At 46.9% G+C, this 21846-nt stretch carries 25 protein-coding genes; 20 read left to right on the forward strand and 5 right to left on the reverse strand.

The annotated features are described in order from the left end of the window. Positions 1–257: 257 nt before the first annotated feature. The 3 genes from FYJ53_RS07665 to FYJ53_RS07670 all read left to right on the forward strand — a co-directional run bounded on the left by FYJ53_RS07665 (position 258) and on the right by FYJ53_RS07670 (position 1385). On the forward strand, positions 258–422 hold the full coding sequence (locus FYJ53_RS07665) for a hypothetical protein (protein WP_013379977.1): 165 nt from the start codon (positions 258–260) through the stop codon (positions 420–422). 11 nt (positions 423–433) lie between these two features. Next, positions 434–559, forward strand: a complete 126-nt coding sequence (locus FYJ53_RS21645) for a hypothetical protein (protein ID WP_013379978.1) — start codon at positions 434–436, stop codon at positions 557–559. 82 nt (positions 560–641) lie between these two features. Next, positions 642–1385 (forward strand): GH25 family lysozyme, encoded by a 744-nt coding sequence (locus tag FYJ53_RS07670; RefSeq protein ID WP_013379979.1) that lies wholly within the window; start codon positions 642–644, stop codon positions 1383–1385. A gap of 192 nt (positions 1386–1577) precedes the next feature. Here FYJ53_RS07670 and FYJ53_RS07675 read toward each other — a convergent pair whose 3' ends face one another. Continuing rightward, positions 1578–2003 carry a hypothetical protein gene (locus FYJ53_RS07675; RefSeq protein WP_013379980.1) on the reverse strand — a complete coding sequence of 142 codons (426 nt, stop codon included), beginning with the start codon at positions 2001–2003 and terminating at the stop codon, positions 1578–1580. 421 nt (positions 2004–2424) lie between these two features. On the opposite strand from FYJ53_RS07675, the gene FYJ53_RS07680 reads away from it, so the two are divergent. Then, positions 2425–3588 (forward strand): NADP-dependent malic enzyme, encoded by a 1164-nt coding sequence (locus tag FYJ53_RS07680; RefSeq protein ID WP_013379982.1) that lies wholly within the window; start codon positions 2425–2427, stop codon positions 3586–3588. A gap of 43 nt (positions 3589–3631) precedes the next feature. Here FYJ53_RS07680 and FYJ53_RS07685 read toward each other — a convergent pair whose 3' ends face one another. After that, the gene (locus tag FYJ53_RS07685; protein WP_013379983.1) at positions 3632–4633 is read right to left on the reverse strand and encodes a DUF3089 domain-containing protein; all 1002 of its coding nucleotides are present in this window, start codon (positions 4631–4633) and stop codon (positions 3632–3634) included. Positions 4634–4768: 135 nt separating this feature from the next. Between FYJ53_RS07685 and FYJ53_RS07690 the strand changes: the two genes are divergently transcribed. The 3 genes from FYJ53_RS07690 to FYJ53_RS07700 all read left to right on the forward strand — a co-directional run bounded on the left by FYJ53_RS07690 (position 4769) and on the right by FYJ53_RS07700 (position 8502). Continuing rightward, complete coding sequence (locus tag FYJ53_RS07690; protein WP_073382579.1) at positions 4769–5527, forward strand: MerR family transcriptional regulator; 759 nt, start codon at positions 4769–4771, stop codon at positions 5525–5527. Positions 5528–5703: 176 nt separating this feature from the next. Then, positions 5704–6957, forward strand: a complete 1254-nt coding sequence (locus tag FYJ53_RS07695) for a tyrosine-type recombinase/integrase (RefSeq protein ID WP_013379985.1) — start codon at positions 5704–5706, stop codon at positions 6955–6957. Between the two features lie 114 nt (positions 6958–7071). Further along, a complete protein-coding gene (locus FYJ53_RS07700; protein WP_070081170.1) occupies positions 7072–8502 on the forward strand; it encodes a sodium:alanine symporter family protein in 1431 nt (476 codons plus the stop codon). Positions 8503–8534: 32 nt separating this feature from the next. On the opposite strand, the gene srtB is transcribed toward FYJ53_RS07700, so the two are convergent. Next, positions 8535–9278 (reverse strand): class B sortase, encoded by a 744-nt coding sequence (gene srtB / locus FYJ53_RS07705; protein WP_070081169.1) that lies wholly within the window; start codon positions 9276–9278, stop codon positions 8535–8537. Positions 9279–9494: 216 nt separating this feature from the next. Between srtB and rplU the strand changes: the two genes are divergently transcribed. The 10 genes from rplU (at position 9495) to FYJ53_RS07755 (ending at position 16790) form a co-directional block, all read left to right on the forward strand. Further along, positions 9495–9809: a 50S ribosomal protein L21 gene (gene rplU, locus FYJ53_RS07710; RefSeq protein WP_013379988.1), complete on the forward strand. Its 315-nt coding sequence runs from the start codon at positions 9495–9497 to the stop codon at positions 9807–9809. Then, positions 9809–10135, forward strand: a complete 327-nt coding sequence (locus tag FYJ53_RS07715) for a ribosomal-processing cysteine protease Prp (RefSeq protein ID WP_013379989.1) — start codon at positions 9809–9811, stop codon at positions 10133–10135. The genes rplU and FYJ53_RS07715 overlap by 1 nt, the downstream gene beginning before the upstream one ends. 15 nt (positions 10136–10150) lie before the next feature. Beyond that, positions 10151–10438: a 50S ribosomal protein L27 gene (gene rpmA, locus FYJ53_RS07720; protein WP_013379990.1), complete on the forward strand. Its 288-nt coding sequence runs from the start codon at positions 10151–10153 to the stop codon at positions 10436–10438. 108 nt (positions 10439–10546) lie between these two features. After that, positions 10547–11827: a GTPase ObgE gene (gene obgE, locus FYJ53_RS07725; protein WP_013379991.1), complete on the forward strand. Its 1281-nt coding sequence runs from the start codon at positions 10547–10549 to the stop codon at positions 11825–11827. 37 nt (positions 11828–11864) lie between these two features. Continuing rightward, on the forward strand, positions 11865–12194 hold the full coding sequence (locus FYJ53_RS07730; protein WP_013379992.1) for a YhbY family RNA-binding protein: 330 nt from the start codon (positions 11865–11867) through the stop codon (positions 12192–12194). 18 nt (positions 12195–12212) lie between these two features. Continuing rightward, positions 12213–12842 (forward strand): nicotinate-nucleotide adenylyltransferase, encoded by a 630-nt coding sequence (nadD, locus tag FYJ53_RS07735; RefSeq protein ID WP_013379993.1) that lies wholly within the window; start codon positions 12213–12215, stop codon positions 12840–12842. Continuing rightward, on the forward strand, positions 12839–13429 hold the full coding sequence (yqeK, locus tag FYJ53_RS07740) for a bis(5'-nucleosyl)-tetraphosphatase (symmetrical) YqeK (RefSeq protein ID WP_073382420.1): 591 nt from the start codon (positions 12839–12841) through the stop codon (positions 13427–13429). Before nadD ends, yqeK begins: the two co-directional genes overlap by 4 nt. Further along, on the forward strand, positions 13426–13779 hold the full coding sequence (gene rsfS, locus FYJ53_RS07745) for a ribosome silencing factor (RefSeq protein WP_013379995.1): 354 nt from the start codon (positions 13426–13428) through the stop codon (positions 13777–13779). Before yqeK ends, rsfS begins: the two co-directional genes overlap by 4 nt. 128 nt (positions 13780–13907) lie before the next feature. Continuing rightward, on the forward strand, positions 13908–14993 hold the full coding sequence (ychF, locus tag FYJ53_RS07750; RefSeq protein ID WP_013379996.1) for a redox-regulated ATPase YchF: 1086 nt from the start codon (positions 13908–13910) through the stop codon (positions 14991–14993). Positions 14994–15053: 60 nt separating this feature from the next. Beyond that, entirely contained in the window at positions 15054–16790 is a 1737-nt protein-coding gene (locus FYJ53_RS07755) for a B12-binding domain-containing radical SAM protein (protein ID WP_013379997.1), read from the forward strand. Between the two features lie 162 nt (positions 16791–16952). On the opposite strand, the gene FYJ53_RS07760 is transcribed toward FYJ53_RS07755, so the two are convergent. Next, the gene (locus FYJ53_RS07760) at positions 16953–18425 is read right to left on the reverse strand and encodes a cell wall metabolism sensor histidine kinase WalK (protein ID WP_013379998.1); all 1473 of its coding nucleotides are present in this window, start codon (positions 18423–18425) and stop codon (positions 16953–16955) included. Further along, positions 18412–19086: a response regulator transcription factor gene (locus tag FYJ53_RS07765; RefSeq protein WP_013379999.1), complete on the reverse strand. Its 675-nt coding sequence runs from the start codon at positions 19084–19086 to the stop codon at positions 18412–18414. Before FYJ53_RS07765 ends, FYJ53_RS07760 begins: the two co-directional genes overlap by 14 nt. Positions 19087–19246: 160 nt before the next feature. Here FYJ53_RS07765 and FYJ53_RS07770 point away from each other — a divergent pair, with 160 nt between their 5' ends. From FYJ53_RS07770 to FYJ53_RS07780, 3 genes are all read left to right on the forward strand, one after another. Then, positions 19247–19915, forward strand: coding sequence for a response regulator transcription factor (locus FYJ53_RS07770; protein ID WP_013380000.1), 669 nt, complete (start codon positions 19247–19249; stop codon positions 19913–19915). Continuing rightward, on the forward strand, positions 19915–21171 hold the full coding sequence (locus FYJ53_RS07775) for a cell wall metabolism sensor histidine kinase WalK (RefSeq protein WP_154557244.1): 1257 nt from the start codon (positions 19915–19917) through the stop codon (positions 21169–21171). The genes FYJ53_RS07770 and FYJ53_RS07775 overlap by 1 nt, the downstream gene beginning before the upstream one ends. Positions 21172–21286: 115 nt before the next feature. Further along, positions 21287–21751, forward strand: coding sequence for a tRNA (cytidine(34)-2'-O)-methyltransferase (locus FYJ53_RS07780; RefSeq protein WP_013380002.1), 465 nt, complete (start codon positions 21287–21289; stop codon positions 21749–21751). Positions 21752–21846: the final 95 nt, after the last annotated feature.

Below are 21846 nucleotides of genomic sequence, written 5' to 3' on the forward strand. Positions count from 1 at the left end.
GCTGCCGCATTTTTGATTGGATTTGCGGCCAAAGGCCGCTGTTTTAATCGCTTTTTAGGTAGAAAAGGATTCATATAATTCTCCATTCTCAATTCTGTATTCTCCATTTATAAAATCGCCTCTTATCTTAACTTTACAGCTTGCTTACAATATTCTCAATCATCTGAAGGTGTCATCCGGCTGTGACATCTTCTTTGTTTTTTGGAAAACTTGTGTTACAATAGAGCCGAAAATAGAGAACAGGAGGAACATAATAAGTGGAAGAATTCCCTAAGATACAAATGCAGTTTGATAAACTGGTGATGGTGGTCAACCACGCGGAGCGCAAGGAGACAGACCCTAATAAGGCAGAATATTTACATTGGCTGAGAACACAGCTGGAGGCCATCGCCATCGATGAAAGCCAGCACCGTGAGTTCTGAGGAGGCGAAAAATGCAGCTACCGGCATGGATGTGGGGCGTTGTGCTTTTGTGCTTTTGTGTTGCGATTTTTTACCGTAACAAGCATAAGGACGATGACAATGACGACAACGAAGACCGCCATCACCGTCACTGGTAAGGTGCCGGCAGGGGCTTTTACCAGCTAATATTAAGAATGAATCGATATACTGTAATGCAGAATTTAAAGGAGTAGCGGTTATATGGAAAAATTTAAACAAACATTTTTGAGCAAAAAGGGCCTGATCATCGTTGCTGGTGCAGCCGCAGCGGTATTGGTGGCAGTGGTCCTTTTCTTTGCGATTAACAGTGTGCGAAACAGCGGAAATCACGTAAAGGGTGTAGATGTTTCGGCCTATCAGGGTGATATTGACTGGAAAAAGCTGGCGGACCAGGACATATACTTTGCCTTTATTAAAGCTACAGAGGGAAAAGACCATGTGGACAAAAATTTTGAGAAGAACTGGAAGGAAGCGCGCAAGGCTCATCTGAAGGTCGGCGCTTACCATTTTGTGAATTTTGACCAGGATGGAAAAACACAGGCCGATCATTTTATCAATACAGTTCCCAAGGAAAACGACAGTCTGCCGCCGGTTATCGACCTTGAGCTTTATGGGGACTATCTGAATAAACCGATGGATAAGAACAAGGTACAGGCCATTGTCAATGATATGATCGTAAGGTTTAAGGATTATTATGAAAAGACACCGATCATCTATACCAATTACAATACCTACAATACCTATCTGTCCGACGCTTTCGCTGAGATTCCGATCTGGATCTGCGATATTTCGGACCAGGAGCCTGATCTGAAGGGCGGCCATGAGTGGCTGTTCTGGCAGTATTCCCAGAGAGAAATCCTCAACGGCTACAGCGGCGAGGAACGGTTTATTGATATGGACCTTTACAATGGTGACCTCCGTCAATTTAAAAAACAGTTTGAATAAAAAGAAAACAGGCGTCAAACGCCTGTTTTTTGTTTGGATAAGTAACAGAAAATAATATGGGTTACGTGTGCAAGATGTTTACAGAACAGCCAGATGGGTATAACAGTAAAGACAGATTTTATTACTGTGATCTCCTAACAAGTCTGATACCTCTTCTTGCTTACCCCCGGTCATTTCCCGCCGGGGGTATTTTCAATTCAGGTCGTAGGTGTCGGAATCCGGATGATAAGTGATTTTCTGAGTCTTTTTATCTTTCTTTACGGTATAGTCAATCTGAGAAATGTAGAGTTTTTCTTCATCCAGGGAATGCACATAGCTCTGGGTGACCTTTGAGAGGTCTCGGCTGGATTTGGAATTGACGCTGTCTGTGCTCTCCTCAATGGTGTGTGAAGAATCCTTAATGCCGTAGGTAACCTTCAGGTCTGTAATCTCATAGTCTGAATTGTTGACCGCTGTACTGATGATCTGCGTGTTCTTAGCATCGACGGGGACAAATCCATAGGTGATAAAAAGCCCACTGCCTTCATCGAATTTTACCAGAGGTTCGGACTGGCCGCAGCTGCTCACTGTAAACAGGGTAGTGAAAATCATTAACAATATCAATAATCGCTTTTTCATGTGTCCTCTCATCAAAAGTGTTTTATTTGTTTCTATTAATTATACCAGAAGTTTATTAAAAGAAAAAGAAAAAACAGGTTCTGTTCATGAACAATAAGGTTTTGATAAGCCTCTGAAACTTAAATTAAAAAAATTCTAAAAAATAGGGTTGACAAAGCAGACAGAAGGCACTATAATATAATTAAAGTTAGTTAAACATAACAAATTAATTTTTCTAACTCCAACTATACTCCTTGATTTTATGAATTTTTACCATTCATAACTTGTTCTAACCCGGAAAAGGCTCGCATCCCCAAGCGAGCCTTTTCTTTTGCTGCTTGTAAGATTGAAAGTTTCTGGCAAATCGGCTTTAAACCCACATAGGGTTATGTTATAATAAGGCCGTTATTTCATTACATAAATGTAGAAACCGGAGGAAAATATGGATTACAATAAAGAAGCGCTGAAAGCTCATGAAGCGTGCAGAGGCAAAGTAGAAGTCGTTTCTAAGATGAAACTTGAAAATAAAGATGATCTGAGCATCGCCTACACACCGGGTGTTGCAGAGCCCTGCCGCAAAATCGCGGAGAATAAAGAGGATGTTTATAAATATACCGCCAAGGGGAACCTGGTCGCGGTTTTATCTGACGGCTCGGCGGTTTTAGGCCTTGGCAATATCGGCGGTGAAGCCGCTATGCCGGTTATGGAGGGCAAGGCTGTGCTGTTTAAATCCTTTGGCAATGTCGATGCATTCCCGATCTGTGTGAGTACACAGGACGCTGATGAGATTATTCAGACAGGCATCAATATCGCGCCGACCTTTGGAGGAATTAACCTGGAGGATATCTCTGCGCCGAAATGCTTTGAAATTGAGGAAAAGCTTCAGGAAGCCCTGGATATTCCGGTTTTCCATGATGACCAGCACGGTACGGCCATTGTTGTCTCCTCTGGGCTCATCAACGCTCTTAAAATTGTTGGGAAGGATATTTCTGAGATCAAGGTAGCCATCAGCGGCCCGGGGGCTGCTGGAACAGCCATTGCAAAAATGCTGATGTCCTTAAATGTAAAAAATATCGTCATGTGTGACCGCACCGGCATCATTGATATCAGCCGTGACGGCCTGACCGGCCATAAGCTTTGGCTGGCTGAGCACACCAATCAGGAACACATTACCGGAAGCCTGGAGGATGCCATCAAGGGCGCGGATGTCTTAGTCGGCGTGTCTGGCCCTGGTATTGTCACAGAGGAAATGGTCGCTTCCATGAATAAAGACGCCATTCTTTTCGCCATGGCGAATCCTATTCCTGAAATTATGCCGGATCTGGCTAAAAAGGCGGGCGCGCGTGTCATTGGCACTGGCCGCTCTGATTTTCCAAACCAGATCAACAATGTCCTGGCGTTCCCGGGGATTTTCAGAGGCGCGCTGGACGCAAGAGCGTCACGCATCACTGAAAGCATGAAGGTAGCGGCAGCCTATGCCATTGCTGACCTCGTAAGCGCAGAGGAACTGAATGAAGACTATGTGATGCCGAGCCCGTTTGATAAACGTGTGGCTCCGGCGGTTGCAAAGGCTGTTTACGATGCCTGGATGAAGGAAGTAAAATAAAAAAATAAGAAAAAAGCTCTCTCAGGCTGAGGGAGCTTTTTGATTAAAGAGCGTATTTTCTGCCAGTCTGAGAATGGCTTGAGAAGTAGGATTTTATACGTGTTTTGACATTGTTTTGGAGATCGTAGTAGTAAAGCGGGTAATCGCCGGTGTGTAAAACACCGGTAGGGAAGGCATCCTCCTGGCCGATGACCCTAAAGGCATCGGGGTCTGCGGTGCTGCAGATCACTGTGCCGCGTTCCAGGTCAAGGGCCGCGTCGGCATAGTGGGGAAGGTCCTGCATGCCGACGAGCGCACCGGCGCTGTCACGTATGACGAGGCGCGAGCCAAGGCTCTGGGATGCTTCGGCTTTTTTGCCGGTAAGAGTCCAAGTGATGGGGTTGATGGATACCGCGTCTGGGAGCAGGGTGATGTTGTGGCCCGTGACACCTGGGGATTCTGTGTTGTATGAAATGATAACGCCTGTGTCTTCTGCTCTCTGCGCAAAGCTTAAATGAGGATTGTCCTTTAAATATCCCCGGGTGATGGAATAGCCGATCACATAGGCGGCGATCATACGCTCCTGAACCTCTGGATGTTCTTTTAAATAGAGACTGAGGATAAACTGGAGCAGCAGTGAGCCCTGGGAATGGCCGGCCAGAATAAAGGGGCGGCCGTTGTTATGGTGCTTAATGTAATAATCAAAGGCTGACAGCACGCAGGTGACAGGCCCTTTTGTGAAGAGCAGGTTGTTTTCCGGCGTATTGTCAAGAAGGCATTCGAGGGCAGCCTGGCGGTACGCGGGCGCGTAAAAATTGCCATAGGCTGAAAAGACAGAGGCCTTTGTCTGGAGATGCTCTGTGGCCCGGATACGCATGGCCTCGTTGTTTATCTCGCAGATACTGGGGCCATGCGGGGTTTTATAGTAGGCTGTGGGGTAGAGGTAAAAAATATCGACGGGCTTGTCGTCAGGCTTTGCTATTTTTTTAGGAAGACACAGCCAGTTTTGAGTGAGGCTGTAGTCGACCGGGGTATCTAAATCAGGGAGATATGGATGCTGTTTCATACGGACTCCTTTTATTTTATAGGATTGTATTATCAGCATCTATTATAGCTTAAATATTTTTTTACAGCAAATCAAAAAGGCCTTGACCTTTACGCGGCGTCAACGTCTATAATGGGTGGCAGGAGGAGCAGAATGATGGAATATACGGTTAAAAAGCTGGCGGCCCTGGCAAAGGTTTCGCCGAGAACACTGCGTTATTACGATGAGATTGGGCTGTTGAAGCCGGCGCGTATCAACAGTTCAGGCTACCGGATCTACGGGAAGAATGAGGTTGACCGCCTTCAGCAGATTTTATTTTACCGTGCGCTGGGGATTGAGCTGGCAGAAATCCTGCAGGTTTTGGACGCCCCGGGCTTTGACAGCCTGGCCGCTTTAAAAACCCACAGGGAACAGCTCCTTCTTAAAAAGAAGCAAATTGACGATTTGATCAATACTGTGACCAAAACGATTGAGAGCAGGGAAGGAAAAACGATAATGAAAGATCACGAAAAGTTCAAAGGCTTTATCCAGAATAAGATTGAAGAAAATGAGAACCGTTACGGTGAGGAGATCCGCAAAAAATATGGCGATGAGGCGATTGACAGAAGCAACGCCCAGTTTAAGAACATGTCACCTGAAAAATACAGTGAATTTGCCGGCCTGGAAGAAAAAATCCTCGACCTTTTAAAGGAAGTAACCCGGCTGGGAACCATTGATAATCTGGAAGGTGAGGAGATTGCCCGGCTTCATAAGCAGTGGATTACGCTGGCGTGGGGAAGCTACAGCCCGGACGCACACCGCGGGCTGGTCCAGATGTACACAGAAGATAAACGTTTTAAAGAATATTATGAAAATAAAGCAGGAAAGAACAGTGCAGAACTGCTTAAGCAAAGTGTGCTGAAGTTCATCCGGTAAACCCTTAAGTCTATGAGCAACAGGGCCCTGCAGAGAAGGTAAGTCTGCAGGCTCTTTTTATTTTTGCCTAAAAAAGGGTTTAAAACAAATAAACATAGTTTGTCAAAAAAAATCTCAGCCGATTTTGATCTCCGAATATAAAATGATATAGAAATTTTATTTATCAGGAGGAAATCATGAAAGAACAGAGAAGAAACATCTACAAGCGAAAAGACAACCGTTACGAGGGGCGTTACATTGTAGGGTATGAAAGCGTGTATGGAAAGGCCATATACCGGTCGGTCTACGCCCATACCTATGAGGAAGCGGTAGAAGTTTTGGAGGAGGCAGAGGAAAGGGTTCACGAGGAGGTTGAGCTTCAGCGTCTGCTGCGCAGACAGAAAACACAGCAGCAGACAACCGGGATTTTACAGAGAGCCTTCAGCCATGACGAAATGCTGAAGGTCGTCCGGACACTGACGCTTCAGGAATGGATGATTGAGTGGCTGGAGGGGCACAAGAGAAATACGATTCGGCCGACCTCCTACATGCGGTACTACAATGTGATTTACAAGCATATCATCCCGCAGATCGGCAGCTATAACCTGCTGGAGCTGACACCGGATATTATTCAGAAATTCGTCAAGTATTTGTGCGAGGACGGAAAAAATGATGATACAGGCCTGTCGCCTGCAACGGTCAGGAGCTATATGATGATTCTAAAGAGCGCGCTTGAGCTGGCTGTGGACCAGGAGCTGATGATCAAAAATCCCTGCAGAAAGGTGTCGCTGCCACCCAAAAGATTCCATAAGCCGGTTTATCTGGAGCCGGATGAGTGTAAACGGTTGGAATATGTGCTGCTGCACACGGATGACAACCCCAAGTCTGTCGCAATTCTGCTGGCATTAAAAACCGGGATGCGGCTCGGCGAGCTGGCGGCCCTCAAATGGGGAGATGTTGATTTCTCCAACCGGGTAATACATGTACGGCATTCGGTTCAGCGGGTTAAAACCTTTGAGCCGGAGGGACCAAAGACAAAGCTGGTCGTTTCAGAGACAAAGACAACAAACTCTGTGCGGGATATTCCCATGAATAATGGGCAGTACGAGTATTTAAAGGCTTATCACCGGATGGTCGTGGCCGACTCGTGGGGAAACATCAATGAAAACACCTTTGTTTTTCAAAATCAGTCGGGGAGCTTTATTGACCCGAGGGTGTACCAGCAGTATTTTAAAGTCGTTCTGAAAAAGGCAAAGGTCAAGGAGGTCAATTTTCATGCGCTCCGCCACACCTTTGCCACCATCGCAGCCAGCAAAAATATGCAGATATCTGTCTTGAGCAGGATATTAGGACATTCAAACGCAGCATTGACATTACAGTTATATATCCATTCCATCACAAATCAGGACAGGGCCGAAATGTCTAAAGTAGATTGGGAATATTCAGCCTGATCTTTTTTTACAGGCCAAAAAGACCGTGTAATGAGGACACTTGTACCCATAACTTGTGCACTAACATGAAATGTGGTAAAATGGACAGGTATATTTAGAAAAGGGAGGGAGAAAATGAGTTTTTCTGAAATTGTTGCTGCGGTCAATGACTTTGTGTGGGGCCCATACATGCTTGTACTGCTGGTGGGTACAGGTGTTTTTTTGACCATACGCCTGAAGTTTTTGCCGTGGCGGAATCTGGGATATGCCCTTAGATCGGTGTTTACCCGTGCGCCCAAGGATGAAAACACTAAGGAGCACAGCGGAGATATCTCGCCGTTTCAGTCTCTGATGACCGCTCTGGCCGCGACTATTGGCACCGGCAATATTGTCGGTGTTGCCACCGCCATGGTATTGGGCGGCCCAGGGGCTCTGGTGTGGATGTGGATCAGTGCGCTGTTTGGGCTTTCCACCAAATACGGCGAGAGTGTTCTGGCGGTCAAATACCGTGAGACCAACTCGTCTGGTGAGATGGCTGGCGGCCCCATGTACGCCATGAAAAAGGGCTTTAAGGTTAAATGGCTGGGGAGCCTGCTGGCATTTTTGTTTTCACTTTTTGCCGTTATAGCGTCCTTTGGGATCGGGAACCTGACACAGGCGAATTCCATCTCCGATGCGGTACAGAATACCTTTGGGGTACCAACCTGGATAACTGGTGTTGTCCTGACTGTTTTGGCGTTGATCGTTCTTTTGGGCGGTATCAAGAGTATTGGCCGTGTCTGCGGTTTTATTGTTCCGATCATGGCGGTGTTCTATTTTGCAGCCGGAATCCTTGTTATTATCATCAATTTTCACAACGTACCGGCTGGAATCGTTGAGATTTTCCGCATGGCCTTTTCACCTCAGGCAGTCGCCGGCGGCGTGGGCGGTTCCATCATTGCGAGCATGCTTTCAGCCATGCGCTGGGGCGTCGCGCGAGGGGTGTTTTCAAATGAAGCGGGTCTTGGCTCTGCGCCGATAGCAGCGGCAGCGGCTAAAACAGACCACCCCTCAAGACAGGGCTATATCAATATGACGGGTACCTTCTTTGACACACTGGTTGTCTGCACGATTACCGGCCTTGTTATCGCATCCTCAGGTGTTCTCGGGACAATCGATGCGGCGGGTGAGCTCTATACCGGAGCGAACCTGACCATCCGGGCGTTTGAGTCAGCCATTGGACCAGTGGGCGCTTTGATCGTCACCATTGGTATTATGCTGTTCGCCTTCTCGACCATACTGGGCTGGGAGTACTATGGCGAAAAGTCACTGGAATATTTGATCCCTTCAACTGCGGCGGTTAAAATTTACCGGTTTGTCTTTTCAGTCGTCACATTTTTTGGCGCGACAACGGCACTGCAGATTGTGTGGGATTTTTCCGATACCATGAATGGCCTGATGGCCATTCCAAATCTTATCTGTCTGTTGGTGCTCAACAAAGTGATCGCCCGGGAATGCTTTGATTATCAGGAAAATATCCTGATTCCTGAAAGGGAAATGCGCAAGCTCAAAAAGCAGAAGAATTGAAAAAAACGCCTGCACGTAGATGCAGGCGTTTTTTATTTAATTTTTCGGGCTGTGACAACCAGACGGCCATCATCCATGTCAAAAACACAGGTAGAAAGGGTCAGGATTTCATCGTCAGGCTCAAGAACCACATCGGTTTTGTAGAGGCTTCGGGCCTGGATACGCTGGAAGTAAGAGAGAAAATCCTCGTCGCCTGCAAAATCGGGGCGTCTGTAATCATAGTTGGCCTCGGTTTTATAGACAGAGAAGATTTCCCATTTCCCCGGGTCACCAATACGGTCATACTCGATGGTCTGGTGTGCCTTAAAAAAGCTCTCATCCAGATAGCTGTGAAGATCCCCGAAGGTGGAGGATTTCTGGATGTTGTGGCTGTGCCCATACAGAACGCTGTTCTGGGCCTTTGGCACACGGTTAAAGTTGTAGGTATAGTCGAGAAAGACCGCGCCCCATTGGGATTCCTCGCCCTCAAAGGTAGTGTATAAATACTTTTCGTTATTGTCGGTCTGGACAACCGGATAATCAATGGTGGTGCCCTCTATTTTTATCCAGCCGACTGTATCCGGATTAACGGCTTTGAGAGCATCGAAATCAATGCCAGCATCCTCTGCTGTTGGCTGGGCAATGCTCACAACCTCTTCTTTTTTAAAATACTGGCGGATATAGGGCAGGCTGTAGTAGATCAGGCCAGCCAGTGAGGCGATGATGACAATAATACAGATGCTGTTTATGATGCGGTTGTTTGTCTTTTTATTTTCAGTCTTTTGGTTTTTGCTCATTTTGGCTTCCTTTGTCAAAAATAGTAATGGGTCTATTTTAGCATAATTACATTAAAAAGAAAGTACCTGCGTTTTAAAAAGAAAAATTTTTTATTTGTGATTGACAAAGACTTTGAGCATGTGTTATGATTAACGAGTTATGAAGCCGCACATGTAAGGTTATAAGTCAGAAATGCACCTTTCGTGGCGAGACTGGTATGAGGAGGTGTTTTTATTATGTACGCAATCATTAAAACAGGTGGTAAACAGTACCGTGTTCAGCAGGACGATGTGATCGAAATTGAAAAAATCAATCTCGAAGACGGCGCAAAAGATATTGCTTTTGACGAAGTTTTAGCTGTAAACAAGGACGGTGAATTAACCGTTGGTACTCCGGTTGTTGAAAATGCAGTGGTTAAAGGCGAAGTTTTAGAAGTCGCTAAGGCTTCAAAGGTAATTGTTTATAAATACAAATCTAAAAAAGATTACCGTAAAAAACAGGGCCACAGACAGCCATTTATGAAAGTTAAAATTACAGCAATTGAAGCGTAATGATTACAGTAACTTTTGAGAGAGACCGGGATACAATACGAAAAGTAGAGGTATCCGGACATGGAGAATATGCGGATTCAGGCGAAGATATTGTATGTGCAGGGGTTTCGATCTTAACCATCAGCATATTGAATGGTCTGAGTGAGATCGTTGGTTTGAAAGATTTAAACCGCCAGGTGGAGGAAGGCTATACTTCCTTTGAAATTCCTGAGATCAAAGACCCAGTGCAGAAAATCCAGGCGGACGCCCTGATGGATACCTTCCATTTGGGGCTGTGTGCCACAGAAGCCGCTTACAGAGATTATGTTAAAATAATTGATAATTAACAGGAGGTGAAAATAATGATTAAAATGAACCTTCAACTGTTTGCCCACAAAAAAGGGGTAGGTAGTTCTAGAAACGGTCGTGACAGTGAATCCAAACGTCTTGGCGTTAAAAGAGGAGACGGTCAGTTCGTATTGGCTGGTAACATTTTAGTAAGACAGAGAGGAACTCATATTCATCCTGGCAAGAACGTAGGCCGCGGTGGCGATGATACTTTATTTGCGATGTGTGACGGTGTCGTAACTTTCGAACGTAAAGGCAAAGACAAGAAACAGGTCAGCATTTATCCTCGAGAAGCAATGTAGTTCTTTTAGGACGACAGTCGAATAAGTTCAAAAACCTCTTATTGTATTTTTATGATAAGAGGTTTTTCTTATATATGGGTATATAAACATTGGAAATGAGGTGCTATAATGTTTGTTGATCAAGCGCAGATATATGTAACTGCCGGCAACGGTGGTCATGGCGGAATGAGCTTCCGCCGTGAGAAATACGTCCCGAACGGCGGGCCAGACGGCGGAAACGGCGGCCGGGGAGGCAATGTTATTGTCCAGGCCAATAACGGCCTGAGAACGCTGCTGGCGTTTAAATACCGAAAAAAATACAAGGCGGAAAGCGGCGGCAATGGGACCGGAGGCCGCTCGACCGGTAAATCCGGTGAGGACCTGCTCATAAAGGTGCCGGTAGGCACAGTAGTCAAGGATAAGACAACTGGCCGGATTCTCTGTGATTTAAGCGAGGACGGCGAATCCTGTATCGTGGCCCAGGGCGGCCGGGGCGGACTTGGGAACATGAATTTCTCGACCTCCACCAGGCAGGCCCCGCGCTTTGCCCAGGGCGGTGTAAAGGGCCAGGAGAGAACCCTGGTGCTGGAATTAAAGCTTTTGGCAGACGTTGGACTGCTGGGCTTCCCAAATGTTGGGAAATCAACCTTTTTGTCCATGGTAACAGCCGCCAAGCCAAAAATCGCGAATTACCATTTCACGACCATTGTTCCAAACCTTGGCGTGGCAGCGTGGAAGGATTACGATCCCTTTGTCATCGCGGATATTCCGGGCATTATTGAGGGCGCCCATGAGGGCACCGGCCTGGGAATCCAGTTTTTGCGCCATGTTGAGCGGACGAAGCTTTTAATCCATATGCTGGATGCCTCGGGCAGTGAAGGCCGGGACCCTCTGGCGGATTTTAAAGCGATTAATGAAGAATTAAAAGAATACAATGAGCGCCTGGCACAGAGAATGCAGGTGGTGGCCCTGAATAAGACCGACCTGATCGCGGATCCTGAAGAGCTGGAGCTTTTGGTGTCAGAATTTGAAGCGATGGGCTATGAGGTATTCCCCATATCCGCCGCTACAGGAAAAGGCATTGACGCCCTGCTGAGCCGTGTGATTCAGCTGCTGGACGAAATTGGCGAGGTTGAGCCGATCTTTGAGGTGGAAGCCGACGAGGATGTGGTGTACAAGGCTGATTTTGATGAAGAACCCTTCACAGTACACAAGGAGGGCGATGTCTATGTGGTCGAAGGTGATTTTGAGCGGCTGATCAATTCCGTCAATTTTGAGGACTTTGACTCCATTGGATATTTTCAGAGAGTGCTTAAGGATAAGGGGATATTCAAAAAGCTTGAGGAAATGGGGATACAGGACGAGGACACTGTCCGGCTCCAGGATATTGAGTTTGAATATTTTAAATAAAATTGAGCGAGATATGCTATAATAGAAAGAGAGAAATATGCTAACAAGTAAACAGAGAAGCTATTTGAGAAAGCTTGCCATGGACATTCCCGATATTATTTTTATCGGAAAAGACGGGATTACCCCTGAGGTTATTCAGCAGACAAGAGACGCCATTGTGGCCAGAGAGCTGATAAAGGGGAAAATCCAGCAGAATTCCATGGAAGAGGTGGAAGATGCCGCCCGGAAACTGGCCGAGGCGACTAGGTCAGAGATTGTCTGCACCATCGGCAATAAATTCATATTATATAAAAAGAATCTTTTGAAAACAAAGATAGAAGTGCCGTCCAAAAATTCTAAGACACTGAAGAAGAAAAACAAACGGTAGCTTTTTAAAGAGGTAAGTATGGAAAAAATAGGCTTATTAGGCGGGAGCTTTAATCCGGTTCATACCGGACACCTTTTGCTGGCAGAATCGGCCAGAGACCAGTATGGTCTGGATAAGGTGCTGTTTATACCTGCCGGCAACAATCCTTTTAAAGAGATGGATAAGGAGATTGACCGCAGGCACCGCCTGAAAATGGTGGAGCTCGCGACCCGGTCCAACCCTTATTTTGAAGTGCTGTCCATTGAGATCGACCGGCCAGGAATGACCTACACCGTCGATACCATCGAGCAGATCAAGCAGACTTATCCGGAGAGTGCGTTTTATTTTATCACCGGCGCGGATATTATGTTTGAGATCACGCTTTGGAAGGGAGCACCAGAGTTGCTGGCCTCTGTCAATTTTATCACGACCTTCAGGCCGGGCTATTCACACAACAAGCTGGACGCGCGGATCGAGGAGCTCCAGGAAATTTACGGCGCCAGGATCTATAAACTATTTACCTCAGAAATGGACATCGCTTCCTCCGATATACGGGGAAGGGTGAAGAATGGTTATTCCATAAAATACCTTCTGCCAGAAACGGTGGAGCAGTATATTATTGAAAATCAGCTTTATTTGGCGAAGCCGTCTCAGGGAGATGCAGAATGAATGTTGCGGAAATTCAAAAAAAATTAAAAAAAGAACTAAAGCCCAAGCGTTATGAGCACACCTTAAACGTGGTGGACTCAGCCTTGAAGCTGGCAGAAATCTATCCCTGTGACGCGAACAAGGTGAAATACGCGGCCCTGCTGCACGACTGTGCCAAAAATTACAGTGACGCAGAGCTTCTGGCAACAGCGGAGCGGCATTACCTCAATGTGGATGAGATCACCCGGCGTGAGCCGCAGCTGCTGCACGGCCCCGTAGGGGCAGTGGTGGCCCGGACGGAATACGGCATTGAGAACAAGGAAATCCTCGGCGCCATCAAATACCACACAACCGGGCGCAAAAACATGAGTGTGCTCGAAAAAATTATCTATCTCGCTGATTTTATCGAGCCTGGGCGCAGTTACCCGGGCGTGGATAAGCTCAGGAAGATGGCTTTTGAAAATCTGGATGACGCGATGATCCAGGCGCTGACCAACACCATCCGCTATATCAGCGGAATTGGCGGCCTGATTCACGAAAGGACTGTCTCGGCACGTAATTATTTGATCCTGGAAAAAATGGATCGTGAGAAAAATGAAAAGGAGTGATTGATATCGAACCAAAAGAGTTTGCAGAAAAAGTAAAAGAGTGGATTGACGCTAAGAATGGAACCGACGTTGAAATCATTGATATTGCGGAGGTTTCGACCCTGGGCGATTATTTTGTCATCGCCAGCGGTAATTCGGAACGCCAGGTTAAGGCCATTGCCGACAACGTTGAATATGAAGCCGAAAAGCTTGGTATTGTCCCGAAAAGCATTGAGGGCGAACGGGAAGCCCGCTGGATTTTACTGGACTATTATGACGTGATCGTCCATATCTTCCACGCAGAGGAACGCCAGTTCTACAACCTGGAACGCCTCTGGAAAGACGGAACAAGACCTTCTGCCTTTGAATAAGCAAGGGGCCGGATATTTATTCGGTCCTTTTTCTTTGTTTATGGGGCGTGTCCGCTTGCGATTATGCTTTTCCTATTGTATAATTATAAAGTTAACAAACACCGAATTGTAAAAAGAGAGGTATACAGATGAAAATTGGAATTGTCGGATTACCCAACGTCGGTAAAAGTACAATTTTTAATGCGATAACAAAAGCCGGCGCAGAATCCGCCAACTATCCCTTTTGTACCATCGACCCCAATGTAGGGGTGGTGACCGTACCGGATGAACGGCTGGAAGTGCTTGAGAAAATGTATCAGTCCAAGAGAGTGGTGCCCACCACCATTGAATTTGTGGACATTGCGGGCCTGGTCCGAGGCGCCAGCAAGGGCGAGGGTCTGGGCAACAAGTTTTTGTCCCATATCCGTGAGGTCGATGCCATCGCCCATGTGGTCCGCTGCTTTGAGGACGAGAATGTCGTTCATGTCGAGGGAAAGATCGACCCTCTGGACGACCTTGAAACCATCAACCTTGAGCTGATTTTAGCCGACCTGGAAATGGTAGACCGCCGGGTTGAAAAAACGCGTAAAGCCGCAAAGGGCGATAAAGCTGAAAGGGCGAACCTCGAAATTCTGGAAAAGCTGAAGGCCATTCTGGAAGCGGGAAGAATGCCCCTGGATACGGATTTTTCGGAGGATGAATGGCAGTATGTTTCCGGGCTCCAGCTCATTTCGACAAAGCCGGTCCTGTACATCGCCAATGTGTCTGAGGATGATCTGATTTCAGATAACGCCATGGTCAAAGCCTTAAAAGAAAAGGTGTCCGGCGATAACCGTGAGGTCATCAAAATTTCCGCCAAGATCGAGGAAGAGATCGCTGAGCTCGACGATGAGGAAAAAGCCCTGTTCCTGACAGATCTGGGACTTGAAGCCTCTGGGCTGGATCAGGTTATCCGCGCGGGTTACAAGCTGCTGGGCCTGATCACCTTCCTGACTGCCGGGCCAGAGGAAACACGCGCCTGGACCATCCGAAAGGGCACAAAAGCGCCGCAGGCAGCCGGAAAGATCCATTCCGATATTGAGCGGGGCTTTATCCGGGCTGAGATTACAACCTATGAACAGCTGGTGGAAGCCGGCTCGGACGTCAAGGCCAAAGAACTTGGAGTGACCCGGATCGAGGGTAAGGACTACGTCATGCAGGATGGCGATGTCACATTTTTCAGGTTTAATGTATAATAAAATTGTCCCGAAACGTGTGCTGCATGTTTCGGGATTTTTCTGTAAAAGAGGAAACAAATGAGTAAATGTGTATTAGTGGGTGTCAATGCAAAATATGTGCACACCAATCTTGCCATAAGAGCCCTGAAAGCAGCCGCGCAGGCGGAAAATATCGAGCTCTGTGAGGTAACCATTAACGACCAGATTAACGTGGTGGTCGGCAGGCTTTTGAGGATGCAGGGAGATTATTATGGCTTTTCCTGTTATATCTGGAATATGGACTTTATTGCAAAAATCAGTGAGGTGCTGAAAAAGAGCAGGCCCAACTGCATTGTCTTCTGGGGAGGGCCTGAGGTTTCCTATGACAGCGGGCGCCTTCTGGAGGAGCATCCATTCGTGGATTATATTATTTCCGGCGAGGGGGAAACGGTTTTTCCTGAATTTGTAGAGACACTGCAGAGCCGGGATAAAACCCCGCTTCTGAAAATGGAAAACGTCAACTGGTTTGGGCGCAATGTGTCCCATTCGCATGTAAACGGCGAAAAGGTGGGGATTGTCGAGGATCTCGGCGCGCTGCCCTTCCCCTATGACGACCAAAATATCCAGCCGGTTTCAGACAAAATCATTTATTATGAAAGCATGCGCGGTTGCCCCTTTCAGTGCTCCTACTGCCTTTCTTCCACCCTGCAGAAGGTGCGCTTTCTGCCCCTTGAGCGTGTTTTCAGAGAGCTGGATTTTTTCATCCGTCACGATGTAAAGCAGGTGAAATTTGTGGACCGCACCTTCAATGTCGATATCCGGCGGACCAAGGCCATTATCGCTTACCTGGTCGAAAAAAAGTGCGCCACGAATTTTCATTTTGAGATCGCGGGGGATCTTCTGGACGACGAGCTCCTTGAGATAATTGCAAAAGCACCAAAGGGCCTGCTGCAGTTTGAGATCGGTATCCAGAGCACTCATGATGAAACGCTGGAGGCCATCACGCGAAAGACCGATCTGAAAAAGATCCGGAAATATGTGAAACGTCTCATCGGGTTTAAAAACTGCCATGTGCACGTGGACCTGATCGCCGGGCTGCCAAAGGAAACCTACGCGGTTTTTAAAAAATCCTTTGACGAGACCATTGCCATTGAGCCGGATATGCTGCAGCTGGGATTTTTAAAGCTGCTGAAGGGAACAAAAATCCGAAAAGAAGCGGATAAATTTTATTACCGCTATGCGAGCTTTCCGCCCTATGAGGTGATCAGTAATGATTTTATCTCCTCAGACGAGCTTATGCGCTTAAAGGACATTGAGGATCTGGTAGACCGCTATTACAATTCCGGCGCCTTTTATCTGAGTTTGAAGTATATTTTTGAAAACCAGTGCTGGGGCTCCCCTTTTGAGTTTTTTGAGGCTTTCTCGGACTATTGGCGGGAGGAAGGCTTCTATGAGCTGGGAAAATCAAAGGAGCAGCTCTACGGAATTATGCAGACATTTACGGCCTCAGGCGTCGAGGTGCCCCATAAAGAAATGCTCGGGGAGCTGATCAAAATGGATTATCTCAGGCAGGGGCACCGCTCCCTTCCCGGTTTTTTTGAAAACCGAACCCTCTCAAAAACAGAGGCCTTTGAGCAGCTGAAGGACGAAGCCTTTGTGGCTGCATGTCTGCCAGCGCTCTCAGGACAGCCTGCCAAGCAGGTGATCAAGCGCGTCTTTTTCCAGTATTTTGAAGAAAACGCCCTTGACCTTGCCCAGAGGTATCTGGGGACAGCGCCGGGCAGGGGAAGACTCTGCGTCTTTTATGAGGGTGCGATGGTCCGGGTGGCCGGGTAAGCACACACGCCATTTTACGGCATAAAAGCATGTGTGTCTGGACAGCAAACCGGATAGTAAACCGGACAAGGTTCCGGTTATGGTTCCGGATAGCAAACCGGACACATTATATAAACCAAACCAAATGAAACCAAACCAAAGAGAGAGGGCGCTGCCCTCCCTCTACCGGATTAAAATAATTTTCATATTCGTTCCCTGTCCCAGGGTGCTCTCGATCACGAGCTCTCCCCGGTGGAGTTTTACAATGCTCTCGATGATGGAGAGGCCAAGGCCTGTGCCGCCGGTTTCCCTTGAGCGGTCGCCGTCGACCCGGAAGAAACGCCGGCGGACATTTTCGAGTTCGCTCTCAGGAATGCCGATGCCTGTGTCGGTGACAGACAGGATGCACCTGTTTGCCGTCTCAGTGCAGCTGAAACAGATTTTTCCCTGTGCCGGGGTGTATTTCATGCTGTTGTCGGCAAGTGCCCTTAAAGCCTGCAATATGAGCGATTCATTGCATTTTACCAGACAGTGGTCGACCCGGGTCAGCTCAAAGGAATGGGTGGCGTCGATCATTTCGCATTCATTGTATACCTTTGTGACAAGCTCGCCTAGGTCCGCCGGCTCAAATTTCTGTGTGAAATAGTTGTTTTCAAGGCGGGTGATCAGGAGCAGCTCCTCCACCAGCTTTTTCATATTCTGTATCTCTTCGTTAATAGAATCCACAGATTCTTCCAGGAGCTGCGGGTTTTCCTTGCCCCAGGAGGAGAGGATGTCCGAGTAGCCCTGGATGACGGTCAGAGGAATCCGAAGCTCGTGCGACGCGTCTGAGACAAACTGCTTCTGAGCGTCAAAGGCTGATTCGAGCTGGCCGATCATCTGGTTGAGGGATTTGATGAGCTGATCCAGCTCGTCGTCGTTTCCGGTCTCTTTGATACGGGTATTCAGGTTGTTTTCTGTGATGTTTTTAGCGGTCTCGGCGATCTCGATCAGCGGCTTAAGAGAGCGCTTGGTGCCGTAAATCCCGATAAAGATAATGATCGCAAGGCAGACAATGCTGATGGCGATCTGAATACTGAACAGGGCAGTCATGTAGACAAAGCTGTCATTCAGATTTTTTACGACCTGGATGTAAATAGTGTAGTCGTCGCTGACAAGATAGCTTGAGCCGAGATAATAATACTCATTTTTGTTGTAGCGGAAGGAGTCCACGTCCACGTTGTCCTCGGTCTGGTCGGCGGGGTTGTCAATGTGCACTTTAAAGATGTCAATGTTGTATTCCGAAAAGTTATCCTGGTTCAGAAGCTCATCCACGCCTTCGGAGGACAGGTACACATCCCCGTAGTTATCCGAAATTTTATAAGAAATCAAGGTATTATCCTTGATATTGGGGTATATTTTTTCAGAGATAAAGTCCAGCCGGCTGCTGGTGGGAAGCGACAGCAGCGCCTCTTCGTTTTCCTTGATCACGTTGATGATATAGCTGTTGAATTTTATGAGATTGCTCCGGTTTTCGTTTAAAACGATTTGCTGGGAAAAATAAAACACCATTACAAAGGAAATGACCAGCAGAATGGAGAACGCCAGCACAAAAAACAGGACGATGCGCGTGTAGAGCTTCATCGGTTTTGGTTCCTGAACCCTATTTGATGACATAGCCACGCCCTCTCACTGTCTGGATCAGCTTTTTTTCAAAGGGCTTGTCAATTTTATCCCTCAGGTATTTTATATAAACGTCTACGATATTGTCATTTCCAAAATAGTCAAAGCCCCACACCTGGTCCAGAATTTGTTCCCGGGACTGGACCAGCCCGTGGTTGAGCACAAGGTAGTGCAGAAGGTCAAACTCTGTTTTTGAAAGCTCGATGCTCTCGCCCCCGCGGCTAACCATAAAAGTATCGAGGTCGATGGACAGGTCTTCAAAGGCAACTCTGTTCCTGGGCGAGACAGCGGCTTTTTTTCGGAGATTCGCCTTGATGCGCGCCAGAAGCTCATCAAAAATAAAGGGCTTGGTGATATAGTCGTCGGCTCCGAGATTGAGGCCGTTGACCACATCGCCGGTATCATCCTTCGCGGTAAGAAATATAACAGGCAGCTCGGGAGAACGCTCGCGTATATACTTTAAAACCTCGTAGCCGTTAAACTGGGGCAGCATGATGTCCAGCAGAACCAGGCCGATGTCCGGGGTGTTGTTGAAAACATCAATGGCCTCTCGTCCGTTAAACGCCTTGACCGTTTCAAAGCCTGCGTGGTTCAGCTGAAGCTCGATGATGCGGGAAATTTTTTTATCATCCTCAACAATAAGTATGCAATCCATGGGGTACCTCCTCCTTTTATCTTTCTTTATTATAAGGATTCTGGGGGTGGGTTGCAATGAATTTCGCTTGTTCAGGCGCTTTAGCTCTTGAATTTATCCAAATTTAAGGATTGGCCTATATACTTAATAATAATAAAATTCCAAAAAATAGGAGAATAAAATGCGCATATTATTTATAGAAGATGAAGTGAAAATTACAGACGCTCTCCAGGAGCTGTGTAAAATCCAAAATATAGATTGTGATGTGGCGAACGACGGTGAGGAGGGGCTTCTCTTTGCCCTGAATCCGATTTATGACGTCATTGTACTGGACATTATGCTGCCCATGAAGAGCGGACTTGAGATTCTCAAGGAGGTCCGGGACAGGGACATTACAACGCCTGTTTTAATGCTGACGGCCAAGGGGACGGTTGACGATAAGGTCAAGGGCCTTGACCTCGGCGCAGATGATTACCTGATCAAGCCGTTCTCTGCCAAGGAGCTCTTTGCCAGAATCCGCGCGCTGAGCAGACGCCCCGACCATGAAATAAAAGGGGAAATCATCTCCTTTGAGGATGTCAGCTTTAACACCAAGAAGAACATGATGCAGACGCCGGAAAATGAGTATAAGCTCTCTGTGAAGGAAGCGAAGATCCTTGAAATGCTGCTGAAGCGTCCGAACCAGGTATTTACAAGAGAACAGATTTTAGACCGGGTGTGGGGCTTTGACAAGGAAGTCAATGAAAACAACATTGAAATATATGTCCATAATCTCCGTAAGAAACTCGCCAATACAAACGTTAAGATTGACACAATCCGTGGTGTGGGTTACACTTTGAGTAAAAAATAATGTTTAAAGAGATCAAGAGGCAAATTACGCTGTTCAACACTTTGATTCTCATTGCTTTTCTTTTTTTATTTATCCTGCTGCTGGGCTTTCTCGTCCAGTGGAGTCTGGGCCTCACCGGGGAGGTTTACCTGATGGATACCGCCAAGGGCATCATCAATAATTCCATGGAGTCTGAAAAGGGCGACGGTATTTTCAACAATAATTCCATGCACGACAAAATGGGGTATGAATACATTGAATGGGATGAAAATAACCAGACCGTCAGCATGAAGGTCGAAGATAATGATTTGATTATGCATGGCTACGAACTGGCAATGGATCAAAGCTTTAACAATGATTTTAAGGTTTTTAATCTTAACGGGGCAGATTACAGAGTTTATGTCACGCGCTTCAGCCGTGATGATGAATCCCACACACTGGAGGTTTTTCAGCAGATCACGACCGAGCGCTCAATGATTACCTATGTTATTTCCTTTCTGCTGTTCATCGGCAGCGGGGGAATCCTTCTGCTGATCCCGATCAGCTATTTTCTGGCCGGGAAATCCTTACAGCCGATCAAGGAGACCTTTGAGAATCAGAAGAAATTCATTGCCGATGCTTCCCACGAGCTTAGGACACCGCTGACAGTGATCCAGACCAATGTGGAGGTCTTAAAACTGAAGGAGGATGAGGTGCTTAAGGATAATATCCGGTGGCTCAACAACATCAGCCTTGAGAGCGAGACCATGGCGCATCTGGTATCGGAATTGCTATTGATTGCCCAGGCGGACAATAAAAAGGTCATTATGAAAAAGGAAGTATTTGATCTGAGTGCGCTTTGCGCCGAGATTATCGACCTGATGTTTGATGTTGCCAGGGAAAATGAGATTGCGCTGAAGGGCAGCATCGCAGAGGGCATTGACTATAAAGGCGATGAGGAGCGGATAAAACAGGCGATTCGTATTCTGGTTGACAACGCCATTAAATATACGCCTGGAGAAGGGACAGTGACGCTCTCTCTGACAATGACAAAGCGGAATGTCTGTATCGCGGTTAAGGATACGGGCGTCGGGCTGACAGAGGAAGCGAAAAAGAAAATATTCAGCCGCTTTTACCGTGTGGATGACGCGCGGAACCGTGAAAAAGGCGGTGTGGGCCTGGGCTTAAGCATTGCGGATATGATTGTTAAGCAGCATAACGGCAAAATAAAAATCGACAGTGTGCCCGATCAGGGAAGCACCTTTACGATTGTACTGCCCAAGACCATTTTAAAATAGTAATAAAGATAAATTTCATGACGTTCTGAGTGTTCGGAATGAGATTTATCTTTTTTTATGGTTTTAACCTCCATAAAATGGACATTAAATAAGGAAAGAGAGTAACGAAGTAAAAATGAATGTTGTACTGTATCAACCGGAAATACCACAAAATACTGGAAACATCGCGCGTACCTGCGCGCTGACAAACACAAAGCTGCACCTGATAAAGCCACTGGGTTTTTCACTGGACGAGAAACACCTGAAACGCGCAGGGCTGGATTACTGGGATCTCCTGGATTTGGCTGTCTACGACGATTTTGAGGATTTTCTGGACAAAAATCCAGATCCCGAAATCTATGTGCTCACCACCCACGCCAAAGCGTTTTATTCGGACATTGAATACACCGGGGATGCCTACCTTTTGTTTGGCCGCGAGACTGCCGGCCTGCCGGATGAAATCCACAGCGCTTATCCAGACCACCGGTTTCGTATTCCCATGAGGAACCATGAGCGGGCCCGTTCGCTTAACCTGTCGAATTCGGTCAATATTGTTTTGTATGAGGCGCTCAGACAACTGGGCTTCCCTGAGCTGATTTAAGCTTTGTGCAGCGTATCATGAAAAACAATGAAAAAAACTGAAAAAATTTTCAAAAAGTGTTCTAAATTCCATTAATTATGTGTTATAATATTTGA

The sequence above is a fragment of the Eubacterium sp. BL-380-WT-2B genome, assembly GCF_009696115.1.
In the GTDB taxonomy this organism is placed as follows: domain Bacteria; phylum Bacillota; class Clostridia; order Eubacteriales; family Eubacteriaceae; genus Eubacterium; species Eubacterium callanderi.